This is a genomic window from Paenibacillus aurantius, assembly GCF_032268605.1.
GTDB classification, from domain to species: Bacteria; Bacillota; Bacilli; order Paenibacillales; family NBRC-103111; genus Paenibacillus_AO; species Paenibacillus_AO aurantius.
Genome location: NZ_CP130318.1, coordinates 5,307,426 through 5,320,162 on the forward strand (window position 1 = coordinate 5,307,426; position 12,737 = coordinate 5,320,162).

Below are 12,737 nucleotides of genomic sequence, written 5' to 3' on the forward strand. Positions count from 1 at the left end.
ACCGGACAATGTGCACCGGTTAAGATTCGTTTTCAGCGCCCCCCTCCCGGTAAGCGGTGGCACTTACCCCGTTAAGTCTTTTGAAAGCCCGGCAGAAGGTATTGGAGGAGCCGTAGCCAACCTTTAAAGCAATTTCATACACCGGAAGCCCCGACGTTTCCAGAAGCTCCTTAGCCCTATTCATCCGGAGGTCCTCCAGATAATCCGAGAAGTTGACTCCGGTTTGCTCCTTGAAGAACTGGGACAGATAACCCTTCGAGATATCCAGCCGGCCCGCCACCGAATCGAGGCAGAGGTCGGAATCGGAATACGAATCCTGAAGCAGAGCCATAATGCTCTCCAGCAGTCCAATGTTCTGGCTCTTCTTGTGCTCGTTGACGCAGATGCAAATGTCACGGTACACCCCCGCGAGCGAACTCAAGCTTCTCTCCAGCCCTTCGTAGGATTTCATGTCGTCGGCAAAGGGCTTGACCGTATCCAAAACGTATGTCTCGTCCATTCCGACCTGGGGCAGCAGCTTGACAAGCGTCCCCCACATTTCGTTAACGAGAAGCCGTAGCATAAGGATGGACAGCTGCTTCTCCTTGAAGTTCACGTTATACAGCTCGTTTAGCAGTGTCTCGACCGCTTCCTGCTCCCCGGCCTTCGCCAGGTGGGAGAGCCGGACCTCCAGGTCGGACGGATAATAATAGCTGCGGTTCTCCCCGGGAATCTGGTCGTACGCCATGACTCCGTCAAGGCCTCTCCAGCGCATATACTCCAGGGTATTTCTCGCCTCTTCATAAGAGCGGGAGATGTTGACCAGTTCCTCCTGCAGCGGGCCAACGGCGAACCGGACCTGAATGTGCAGCTCCGTCTGGATCTCGGCCGCCGCCCTTTCAAGCCTCAGGCGGACCCTCTCCCAATCGTTGTCCGGCCGGGAGGGGTAAGCGAACAGCAGGGCGATCTGGTCCTCCGCCATGTCATGGGCAAGCAGCGGCTGAACCTGCTCCCGGGTCAGCACATCCTTGACGAGCACCCGCTTGCCGTCCAGGTCCACAAGCATCTCCCGGCTTAGGCTGCCCTCGAAGCCTTGCAGCTGCAGAACCGCGGCCCGGAACCAGCGGCCTTCGGCTTCAATGCCGGCGTGCCTCAGCAGGACGGGCGTGTCCGTCGGGGAGGAATAGTCGCCGCGCAGCAGCCGCTCAAACGAAGCCGCCTGGAGGAAGGGAGCTTCGCGGGCGATGCGCTCTTCGAGGTCGCTGTTATTCTCCAGGAGCCGCGTAACATGGTCGCGGATGAACCGGTAGGCGTCCCGCCCTGCCGGATCGGCCGCTCCCGCACGCTCGCGCAGGGTATCCAGAATCCCTTTCAGCGGGCGGCTGTTGCGGTAGGCGATCAGGTAAGCGTAGAGGAGCCCGAGGGCCAAGAACAGGAAGGCGAGGCTAAAGGTGATTTTCTTGATGTACAAAACCTTCTGCAGCACGACCCGAACGGGCTGGGCCACGAGATAAGTCCAATCGTTGGTGGGCGATTTCGAATAGGTAACCAGCATGCTCTTGCCGTCAATGGTCCGTTCGATGCTGCCCTTCTCTCCCTTCAGCAGGGCGGGATCCAGCCAGGCGGGAGTATCGGAAGACGACGCGGTGCTGACGACCTTCCCTTCCTCATCGACGATGCAGGCCCATCCTCCTCCCGATAGGTCAAGGCCGCGCAGCAGCTTCTGCAGCTCCCGGTTGTCCACCGTAATGCCGATGGCGCCTTGGGGATACCCGGGCATGCCGAGGGAGCGAAGGTACGTCAGCAGCGTGTAAGGCTGGTCATTCACGATGACCTCTTGGGCGGGGAGAATCTTTTTGTGGCGGTAAACGCTTACAAGTTCATTTCGAAAAGCGTCTTCCTCCCAGCCTTCATACCGGAAGTTCCGGTAAAATTCCGGATAGCTGTAGGTCGAGTCTTCCGTGAAGACCAGATTGCTGTTCTTGAACAGAATAAAATACTTGAAAATGAAGTTATTCGCCAGACCGTAATGGTACAGGCTTTTGCGCGTTTCGAGTACCCGGTTAACGTTGGCTCCCTGATAAGGATCGGTAATCCGCTGAAATTGCATGATCCGGGTATCCTCGGTCAGCTGCATGGCAATGGAAGAGAGCTCCTGGAGCCGCCGGTCGAGAATCTCCCGGTTCTGCTGAAGCATGTTGAAGTTGGCGGTGGTGACTTCCTTCTCCATCTCGATCAGCGTCTGATGATAGATCACCCAGCCGACCAGCAGAGGAAGCAGGAGGAACAGCAGGTTCGGCACCAGGAGGCGGAGAAAGACGGGATGCCCGCCGGCCTCTCCTTTTTGGATTAACCACATGTTCAACCCCTCCGTTCTCCGTCGAAAGTTGTTTCTATTGTAAGCCACGTTTCCCGGGGGAGACAATGGGCGGTAAGATGTAGGAGCTAAGATTCGATCTTGGACAAAAAAAGAACGCCTCGTATGATGGGGTTCGCGGGCAGCTGCCCTAAAACCATCAGGAAGCGTGTACTAGGAAGTCCACATAACCCGCCCGTTCCGCTCGCCACTCCTGCACGGTTACGCCCCCCCCTACCCCGCCCGGTCCGACGATGCGTGCTGCGTGCGGTACTCGCCCGGCGTGATGCCGCAGATGCGCTTGAAGACGCGGATGAAGTTCTGCGCGTTGTTGTAGCTGAGCCGGTCGGCGATGTCCCCCACCTTGAGGTCGGTGGTCACGAGCAGCTCCTTCGCACGGTCCATCCGGTACGCAATGATATAGTCCGTCAGCGTCATGCCGGTTTCCTCCTTGAACATGGAGCTGAACTGGGAGCCCGGCAGGGAGACGAGATCCGCGAGCATGGGCTGGGACAGGTCCTCGTCATAATGCTCATGAATGAACTGGAGCACCTTCTCCATCGTCTTCCGCTGCCGCTGGTTCCGGAAGCCGGAGATGTGGGCGACCATGGCCGGATAGACCTCCGTGCCCAGCCACTGCACGATGGCGTCCCCCGTCTTCAGCTGGGCGAGCCGCTGGTACAGGTTGTACGGGAAGAGCTTCGGGCCGCCCTCCGGGTCCAGCTCGAAGAGCGTCTTCAGCGAGGCGGCCACGAGCTGAACGAAGGACTGCTGGATGTGGTCGACCGAGGCCTGCCTCCCGCACGCCGTCAGCTTCGCCGCGAACTGGTCCGTCCCCTGCCGGATCTGCTCCAGGCGGCACAGCTTTAGGCCGGTGACGACGGTCAGCTCCTGCTCGGCCGGGTAGAAGAACGCGGACCGCTGCGGAAGCATCGACCCGATGAAGATGACCTTGTCGTTGCCCTCCACGAGCTGGAACTCGAGCGCCTCTTTCGCCTCCCGGTAGGACGACCGGATGCGGGTGCGGCACGGGTAGCAGCGGCCAATGCCGATCGTCACGGTGACCTTGAGCAGCTCGCCGATCACCCGGTGCAGCTCCTCCGCCACGGAGAACACGGCCGCCTGGGCATCATGGGCGCTCGTCTCCTCCCCACCCAGGTTAAGGATGACGGCCGTCTGCTCCGTGCCCGTCTGGAACACCGCCCCTTCGGCATGGTGGCTGATCACTTCACGGGCTATATTGTTAACGGCATAGCCGAAAAGGTTCAGGTCCTGCTCCGTCTGGCCGCGCAGGTCGTCAAGCTCCAGGCACATGACCGCATAGTACCGCCCTTCCATCGGAAGGCCGTAATACCCGAAGCGCTGCCCGAGCTCCTCCTCTTTCATGGCTTCGTTCAGCACCCGCCGCAGAAAATGCGTCCTCAGAAGCGGCATGGAGTCCTCCACCTGCTTCTCCAGCTCGTCGTTTGTCCGGTGCAGCGTCTCCACATAGTGGCGGATCAGCCCGAACTCATTCAGCCTTCCCGCCGCCGGTGCGGGATGCTCGCGCCCGCCGCGCCGCAATAGCTCGAGCAGGCCGTGCCAGAGGCCGAAGAAGCTGCGGGACAGCCAGAACACCGCCAGCAGGCTGACCGCGATCAGGAAGAGGCCGAGGCCGATCATCATCTGCTTGATCCAATCGAAATGCCCGGTCAGCTCCTCCACCGGCAGAACCGAGATGTACTTCCACCCGCTGTAGGACGACTGCAGGTAATTGACCAGCATCGTCCGCCCGTCGATTTTCTCCGAGAACCGGTCCTCGGGCTTGGTGGTGGCAAGCAGCTTCTGAATGAGAGGAGAATGCAGGTCGGGGCCGAGCAGGTTTTTGTTCCAGTCGGAGAAAATGTTGCCCGAAGGCGTCGCGATCAGCATCTCCCCGCTGCTTCCGAGGGTCATGTGGGAGAACACATCGAAAAAGGCCCGGTCATTAAGCTCGATGATGAGGTAGCCCATCGGCTGATCCAGAACCGACACGGGCAGCTTGCGGACATAGGTCACCACATGGGAACCGCCGCGGGGAAGCCGGGACTCCGATTTGCGGTCCGTCAGGAAATAAGGCCGGCCGTTCTCCAGCTCGGAGGCTTTCGCCTCGAGCCGTTTCCGAAGGTCCGGGTCCAGCTTCCCCAGGTCCGTGACCCCCTGGCTTGGGCTGACGAGCAGCTTCTGTTGAGTCATATAGAGAGAGACAGCGTTGGCATCGCTGATCAGCCCTTCCATGGAGGTCAGGACGGTCATGACGTCGCGTGCTTTCTCCGGATTCTCATAAGGATTCGACAAGGACAGAAACTCCTTGAAGTTGGGGTTGAACGCATGCTGAAGGGCAATCTTGTCGAGTGTGATGAGCTTCTCGTCAATCCTCTCCTGCACCTGCTTGACCGTTTCCCGATTCGCCTTCCCCACTTCCTCGGAAACGGCGTTCTCGGCAACCAGATAGGCAATTCCGCCGAAGACGGCAACAGGAACAATAACAAGCAGGGAAACCGCAACCAGAACCTTAAGCTTCATGGACCCTTTCGTCCACATGCCGTTCACGATCCGCAGGAGCAAGGACATCCCTTCCTTCCTTAGCTAGTAATGTAACCCCTTACATTCAGTATAGCGAAGTTTCCCCGGCCTGTCCCCGCCCCCACCCTCCTCTATCGGCAAAATGAGCCCTTCCCCCTAAGAGGAAGGGCCCTAGGTCCTAGTGCCTTATCCGCTGCCCTACACCCTCAGCCGCGGCCTTATTCATCCGGGGGCTCCCCCCCTTACCCGTTACTTCTTCTGGCTCTTGTACCACTCGTTCACCTCTTTGGTGATCTGGGCTCCGCCCTTGTCCAGCCACTCCTTCGCGAAGCGGTCGAAATCATCGAGCGGCACCTTGCCCATGACGATCTTCACGTATTCCTCATCCCGAAGCTTGCCGAGGTCCGCCCCCTTCTCGATCGAGGTCGGCGCCACGAAGGACAAGGCCGGGTTCTTCACTCCGAGATCTTTTACCAGGTCCAGGTTCTCCTTCTGCGCCTTCTGAACCGCTTCCGGAGCAGTCATGACCACGTAGCTGTACGGGTCATACGGGTTATGCTGGATGGTTGCATCGACACCGTCGGCCTTGTATTTCTCCACGTTCACCTTCGGCTTGCCGTCCGCTCCCTTCGTGTAATGCACGCCCTCCAGGCCGAACCGCTTCATCTGGTACGCTTCGTCGCTTGCCTGCCACTCCAGGAACTCCATGATGCGCTTCGCCTTGTCCTTGTCCGTCTTCGAAGGAATGACCCACTCCCCGAAAAATCCCGAGGTTTCCCCGAAGCCGAATTTGCCCGTCGGGCCAGCCGGCGGCTTGATCATGATGAGATTGGCCTTCGGGTCCACCTTGGCGAGGTTCTCCACGTAGCGGGCATAGTCGCTCGTCTGCGCACCCAGCAGCATGCCGGCCTTGCCGCCTTCCAGTTTCTCCCACACCTGAGAGTTCTTCAGCACGGCGAAGTCCTTATCCAGGCCGCCGTCCTGGTACAGATTGCGCAGCCATTCGAGCGCCTTCTTGCGGCCCGGCGTGATCGAATCGCTCATGAGGGTGCCGTCCTCCATCACCCTCCATCCGCTGCCGGTATCGAATGCCGTGAACAGCGGGTCCATGTGCGAGACGTTCTCGCCGAAGGCGATACCGAACGTATCGGCCTTGCCGTTCTTGTCCGGGTCGTCCTTCGTGAATTTCACCGCCGTCTGGTACACCTCGTCCATCGTCTTCGGAACCGGAAGACCGAGGTTGTCCAGCCAGTCCTTGCGGATCATGACGGCGGCGCGGGTCAGGGCGCGCGTACGGGGAACGCCGTAGAGTTTGCCCTCGATTTTGATATTGTCGAAGACCGCCTGAGGGGTTTTCATAAGGTTAGGCGACCCCTTGATGAGGTCATCGAGCTGGAGAAAGGCTCCCTGCTGCACGTATTTGTTGAATTCCGGATCGGGATACTTCGTCCACAGGATGATATCCGGCATGTCCCCGGAGGCCAGCGTCACCTTCAGCTTGTCCTCGTAGCTGTTGTTCGGGACCGCCATCGGTTCGAATTCGATGTTGAATTTGTCCTCGATGTACTTCCACACTTCATTCTTCTGCGGCGGCTCATTGTACAGAGGGTACATCATGCTGATCTTCAGGCGCTTTCCCTTGCCTCCTCCATCTCCCGCATCCGCTCCCGATTCCTTCTCCTTCGTGGAGCACCCGGCCGCCGCTCCCGCGGCAACCGCTACCGTAAGTCCAAGGGACAGCGCTTTCAACCATGGTTTTCTCATCCTACAGAACCTCCCATTTTGGTATGAATTGGTGACGGAGCACCGGATGTTACCCCTTAACGGAGCCAAGCAGCACCCCTTTGGTAAAATGCTTCTGAAGAAACGGATAAACGAACAGGATCGGCACGGTGGCCACGATAATCGCCGCCATCTTGATGGTGGCCGGGATAATCTTCAGCTCTCCCATCGCCGCCTCGAAATCCTGGGTAGAGCCCTCGATGATCATCTGCCGCAGCACGACCTGGATCGGCCACAGATTGGACTTCGTGATGTACATGACCGCCGCGAAGAACTGGTTCCAGTGCCCGACGGCATAGAACAGGGTGAACGTCGCAAGCGCGGGCATCGACAAGGGAAGCACGATGCGGAACAGCACGCCGAGGTTGCGGCAGCCGTCGATCTTCGCCGCTTCCTCAAGCTCCTCCGGGATGCTCTGGAAGAAGTTCCGCATAATGATGAGGTTAAAAGCACTGATCGCCCCCGGCAGAATGAGCGCGCCCATCGTATTCATGAGCCCGAGCGCCTTGACCACCATGTAGGTCGGGATCATGCCGCCGCTGAACAGGATGGTGAAGACGACGAGGAAGAGGATGGTCCGGCGGCCCTTGAGCCTTTTTTTGGCCAGGGGATAAGCCATGAACACCGTCAGCACGAGGTTGGTAAGCGTCCCGACCACCGTAAGAATCACCGTCGTATACAGGGAGTGGACGAAGTGCGCGTTCGTGAAAATCGTCCGGTACGCATCCCACGTGAGGGATTCCGGCCACAGGATGACGCCTCCCCGGAGCACCTGGGTCAGCGGGGCGAGCGACGTCGCCAGAATGTACAGGAACGGAAGCAGCGTAACTCCCGCGAAGAACAGCAGAAGGAGCACGTTGCAGACGTCAAAGATTCGGGTGCCAATCGTCGGTTTGTACAGCATGGTAGCTCCTTTCCGGCATCAGAAGACGCCTTCTTCTCCGAATTTTTGGCTGAGCCAGTTGGCTCCCGCCACCAGCACGAGGCCGACGAGCGATTTGAACAGCCCCACCGCCGTCGTGTAACTGAATTTGCCCCCGATCAGGCCCTCCCGGTATACATAGGTTTCGAAAACATCGCCCACGCTGTTGACCGTGGAGTTAAGCATCAGGAAGATATGCTCGAACCCGACGTCGAGGATATTGCCGAGCCTCAGGATCAGCAGGATGAGAATCGTGCTGCGGATCGCCGGCAGCGTGATGTGCCACAGCTGGCGCCAGCGCCCCGCTCCGTCCACAATCGCCGCCTCGTACAGCTGCGTGTCGACCCCCGAGAGGGCCGCCAGGAAGATGATCGTGCCCCAGCCGGCTTCCTTCCATATGCTCTGCGAGACGATCAGGGTCCGGAAATATTCCGGGGTGGTGAGGAACGCCACTTTCTCTCCTCCCGAGGCCTGGATAAGCTCGTTGACGATCCCGCCCTGCGTGCCGAGAATGAGGTACGTCATCCCCGCCACCACCACCCAGGAGATGAAATGCGGGAGGTAGATGATCGTCTGGACCGAGCGCTTGAACCAGCTGATCCGCAGCTCATTGAGCAGAAGGGCCAGAAGGATCGGAGCCGGGAAGAAGAAGATCAGATTGTAGAAGCTGATGAGAATCGTGTTGCGGAAGATCGCCCAGAACTTGTCGTAGGTGAACAGGTTGACGAAATGCTTGAGCCCGACCCAGTCGCTGTGCAGCACCCCTTTGAAAGGGGAGTAATCCTGGAACGCGATGACCACGCCCCACATCGGCACATACTTGAACAGAAGAAAAAACAAAAGGCCGGGCACCAGGAGCAGGTAGAGGTCCCAATCCATCAGAAGCTCTTTCCCGCGCCGTCTCTTGTACAGGACGCCCGTTTCAGCGGCACGTCCGGCGGCCTCGGCGGAACGGACATTCATAGCGGCTCACTCTCCTTCGGTAGTGCCTTATCCGGGAGTATTGATCTGCTTCCCTATTATTTTTCGTGCATACAGGGGTTTTCTCGTCCACGAAGTTACCGGATAAGGCACTGAGTCATGTGCTTATTCTAGGACAAGCCTCCCGCCAAAAGATACAATCATTTCAAATGACACAAAAGCGCTTACAATCCGCGGCTCTCCGGACGTAATCATCTGAAATGATTATCCGCCGAAGCGGATGCTCCGGGGAAAAGATTATATCCCTGGAAAGCGTTTCCGGCTACAATGAAGGGGAATCGGGCCGGGTCCTTGGGAGCAAGGGCCGGCTTACCCTAGTCAAGGGAAAGGATGAGAAATTCATGCTTCAGGAAAAGTATTCGGAGGAAACGTTGAAGAGTATGCTTCTGCCGAGGGAGGAGTACCGCCCTTACCCTCAGGCCCGGGACCGGGGCTTCTGGGAAGGGCTCCCCGATCCGGTTCGGGAGGCGTACCTCGCGCAAGGGGAAGCCCGGCTGGACTTCGACTGGCCGGCTCTCCCCGCTTCGCGGTATATGGATTTCGTCAAGAACGGCAACCGCTCGCGGTACGAAGAGGCCTACTTCGACCGGCGCCGGGCGCTTGGGGCGCTGGTGCTGGCCGAATGCTTCGAGGGCAGCGGGCGGTTTCTGGAGACCATCGCTAACGGCCTCTGGGCCTTATGCGAAGAATCATCCTGGGTCGTCCCCGCCCATCTATCACTTTCCCAGCAGAGCAAGGGTCATGCCCTTCCCGATGTGGATGATCCGGTCATTGACCTCTTCGCTGCCGAAACGGCCTCTCTGCTCGCCTGGACGGCCTACCTGCTGGAGGAGGAGCTGGATCCGTTGTGCCCGATGCTTCGGAAGCGTATCGGAAGGGAAATGGACAAGCGGATCTTCATTCCCTTCCTGGAACGGGAGGACTTCTGGTGGATGGGCTTCTCCGCGCGCAAGGTCAACAACTGGAACCCGTGGATACTCTCCAACGTTATGGGCTCCTTCCTTCTGCTGGAGAATGACCAGGGCCGCCGGGCCCAAGCTCTGGCGAAGGCGCTGCTCAGCCTGGACACCTTCCTCGCGGTCTATCTTCCGGACGGCGGCTGCGACGAGGGCCCCGGCTACTGGGGACATGCCGGAGGCTCCCTGTTCGACTGCCTGGAGCACCTGTACCTGGCCACCGAGGGCCGGATCACTTTCTACGAGGAGCCTCTTGTTCAGGAAATCGGCCGCTATTTCGCCCGGGTTCATATCGCCGGGGATTATTATGTGAACTTCGCCGATGGAGACGCCCGCCTCAAGGTATACGGGGACTTGGTGTACCGGTACGGCCTGCGGATCGGTGATGAAGCCCTATGCGCTCTCGGGGCGGATGCTTTCCGCCGCAGCTCCCTCGACATCCCGCGCATCTTCTCGCTCTTCCGGATTCTTCCCGCTTTGGCCGACTTCGACGAGCTGCAGACGTACGCCACCCCTCCCCTTCTGCTCCGGGATGTGTGGCTTGACGGCATTCATCTGTTCGCCGCCCGGGAGCGGGCCGGCTCGGAGAAGGGGCTTTATGTCGCCGGGAAGGGCGGACACAACGACGAGAGCCATAACCACAACGACGTAGGCCACTTCATCGTCTATGCCGACGGCGTGCCAGCGCTCATCGACATCGGCGTGGAGACCTATACGTCGAAGACCTTCAGCCCGCGCCGCTACGAGATCTGGACCATGCAGTCGGCGTACCACGCCCTGCCCACGGTGCGCGGCATCCAGCAGGCGCCCGGCAGCGACTTCCAGGCGGCGGATGTCCATTATGCGGCGGAGGAGGAGTCGGCCGAATTCTCCCTCGAGCTCGCGTCCGCCTATCCCGCGGAAGCGGAGCTGGCCAGCTGGAAGAGGACGATCCGGCTCGACCGGCCCGCTGGCGGGAAGGCGGCCGTTCACGTCACCGACTCGTTCTCCCTCTCGGGAGAACCCGCCGACGTGACGCTCAGCCTGATGACGCTCCAGGAGCCGCAGCTTGCCGAAGGCCGCTTCACGCTGGCGGTCGCCCCGGGCATGGCGGTGCGCGTCGCGTTCGATGCGGACCGGCTGGCCGCCGAAAGCGAGCGCATCGAAGTGGGCGACGACAAGCTCCGGGCGGTCTGGGGCGACCGGGTCCACCGCGTGGTGCTGAGGGCGAAGGAGCCCGTCAGGCAAGAGCAGTGGAGGCTTGTGATCACGCAGGAGCACGAGTAGGCGCGGTTATCCGGCCTCTGCCAAGCAGGAGGCGGTCGAACCGGCCTTTGGATTCGAGGCTCACGCTTTCCCTGCCGCGCCGCTCCGGCCGGTTTACCACGCTGCTAATTTCAGCCCAAAGAACCCCCTCGTCCGGGGCCGTTCCTTGGGCTATTTTGTTTTTGCATGGGTTTCTTTTTATATTTTTTTGAGATCGGAATAACTTATCCGGCTAATCATTCGTCTACTAAAGAGAAGGATGCCCAGAAAGGAGAATAGGATAGATGGAAAGGATGCTCGTATTAGGAGCAAGCGGTCTCGTAGGAAGAGCCTTGATCCGGCAGTTCCAGGACAAGTACGAGCTGTACGGGACCTATCGTTCCTCGTTACCCGATCTTCCCGAAGACAGGCGTTTCCAGCTGGAGGTTGGCGAGATCGATAAAGGGAGCAAGATAGTCCGGCACCTTCGTCCTGCTGTCGTGATCTCCTCCCTTCGGGGAAACTATGACGAGCAGCTCGCCCTTCACGAGAGAGTGGCGGTGGAAATGAACCCCATCGGGTCCCGGATGTATTATTTCTCGACCACCAATGTGTTCGACGGGGATGACTCCCGCCCTCATACGGAAGAGGATACCCCCGTTTCCACATCCGACTATGGATCATTCAAAATCCAGTGCGAGAATCGGCTGAAGGACGCCTTGAAGGAAAGAGCCGTCATCATTCGGATTCCGGCCATCTGGGGTAAGGAATCCCCCCGATGGAATCAACTCGTCCAGAGCCGGCGCGGGCAGAAGCCGGTGGAGGTCTATGCGAATGTCCGGTGCACCCATATGCTGGATGTGACATTAGCCAAGCAGACGGCCTTTCTTGTCGATCATCGTCTGGAAGGAACGTTTCATTTGAGCTCCTCCGATTCCATAACCCAGAGTGAATTTTACGAGCAGCTTCTGGAGAAAGGGGGCGGGGATTCGAGCCTTTTGCAGCACCGGTACCATCAGGATAAGGAAACGATGTATTACTTTGCTCTGGCCTCCGCCCGTAAGGAAATCCCGGATTCTCTAAAAAACACAAATGCCGATATCATTGGCGCTCTGCTGGCCCGATAGACAGTCTCCCTCACGATAATTCATAAGAATTGGAGTTGACCTTAATGCTGCGTAAATGGATGATCTTATTGGTTAGTCTTGTCCTGTTTGGTTTGGCCGCTGCCCCTCTATCGGCTGGCGCGGCCTCGGACCACCCGTCGGCCCCTCCCAAGCAAACGATAACCAACGAAGCCGGCACCATTGTTCTGACTCCGCTGAACGCTCAAGTTTGGGTGCATACGGAATATACCGATCTCGGCGGCGTTCCGTACCCGTCAAACGGGCTGCTGATTCGCACCTCGAAAGGCTTGGTTCTGGTCGATACGTCATGGGACGAGCCGTTGACCGCGGAGCTGCTGGATCTGGTAGAGGCCCATTTCAACCAAAACGTCGTCCAGGCGATCATTACCCATGCCCATAATGACCGGATCGGGGGAATCGGGGTTTTACGCGAACGGGGCATCCCCGCGGCCAGCACCCCGCTGACGGCAAAGCTTGCCGCGGAGGACGGCTACCTTTCCCCGGATGTTCTTCTGAACGACGAAATCACCGAGCTTCAGATCGGCAATGTCAAGCTGGAGACCTACTACCCCGGCCCTGCCCATACGGAGGATAACATGGTCGTCTGGCTTCCCCAGTTTAACTTGTTGTTCGGCGGATGCATGATCCGTTCCCTGGACGTGAACGGGCTGGGGAACCTGGCCGATGCGAACGTGCCCGAATGGAAAACGTCCCTGCAAAAGGTCATCGACCGCTACCCGAACGTCCGGACGGTTGTCCCCGGTCACTTGGCTTGGGGAGACGGGCGGCTGCTGACGCATACGATGGATTTGGTGGATCAAGCCTTGGCCGGAGCGAAGTAGAAGGCCGGGAAGGAGAAGGGATTC

8 protein-coding genes are annotated in these 12,737 nt (G+C 59.0%); 3 read left to right on the forward strand and 5 right to left on the reverse strand.

Annotated elements, in window-relative coordinates; translation table 11 throughout:
* Positions 1–19: 19 nt before the first annotated feature.
* The 5 genes from MJA45_RS23975 to MJA45_RS23995 all read right to left on the reverse strand — a co-directional run bounded on the left by MJA45_RS23975 (position 20) and on the right by MJA45_RS23995 (position 8,546).
* Positions 20–2,338 (reverse strand): helix-turn-helix domain-containing protein, encoded by a 2,319-nt coding sequence (locus MJA45_RS23975; RefSeq protein WP_315604418.1) that lies wholly within the window; start codon positions 2,336–2,338, stop codon positions 20–22.
* Positions 2,339–2,569: 231 nt separating this feature from the next.
* Positions 2,570–4,927 (reverse strand): helix-turn-helix domain-containing protein, encoded by a 2,358-nt coding sequence (locus tag MJA45_RS23980; protein WP_315604419.1) that lies wholly within the window; start codon positions 4,925–4,927, stop codon positions 2,570–2,572.
* Between the two features lie 201 nt (positions 4,928–5,128).
* Positions 5,129–6,643, reverse strand: a complete 1,515-nt coding sequence (locus tag MJA45_RS23985; RefSeq protein WP_315604420.1) for an extracellular solute-binding protein — start codon at positions 6,641–6,643, stop codon at positions 5,129–5,131.
* A 49-nt stretch (positions 6,644–6,692) separates the two neighbouring features.
* Positions 6,693–7,565 (reverse strand): carbohydrate ABC transporter permease, encoded by an 873-nt coding sequence (locus tag MJA45_RS23990; protein WP_315604421.1) that lies wholly within the window; start codon positions 7,563–7,565, stop codon positions 6,693–6,695.
* Between the two features lie 18 nt (positions 7,566–7,583).
* The gene (locus MJA45_RS23995; RefSeq protein ID WP_407083072.1) at positions 7,584–8,546 is read right to left on the reverse strand and encodes an ABC transporter permease; all 963 of its coding nucleotides are present in this window, start codon (positions 8,544–8,546) and stop codon (positions 7,584–7,586) included.
* A 359-nt stretch (positions 8,547–8,905) separates the two neighbouring features.
* Between MJA45_RS23995 and MJA45_RS24000 the strand changes: the two genes are divergently transcribed.
* The 3 genes from MJA45_RS24000 (at position 8,906) to bla (ending at position 12,713) form a co-directional block, all read left to right on the forward strand.
* Complete coding sequence (locus MJA45_RS24000; protein WP_315604422.1) at positions 8,906–10,786, forward strand: heparinase II/III domain-containing protein; 1,881 nt, start codon at positions 8,906–8,908, stop codon at positions 10,784–10,786.
* 263 nt (positions 10,787–11,049) lie between these two features.
* Entirely contained in the window at positions 11,050–11,871 is an 822-nt protein-coding gene (locus MJA45_RS24005; RefSeq protein ID WP_315604423.1) for a sugar nucleotide-binding protein, read from the forward strand.
* Between the two features lie 29 nt (positions 11,872–11,900).
* Positions 11,901–12,713 (forward strand): subclass B1 metallo-beta-lactamase, encoded by an 813-nt coding sequence (gene bla, locus MJA45_RS24010; protein WP_407083073.1) that lies wholly within the window; start codon positions 11,901–11,903, stop codon positions 12,711–12,713.
* Positions 12,714–12,737: the final 24 nt, after the last annotated feature.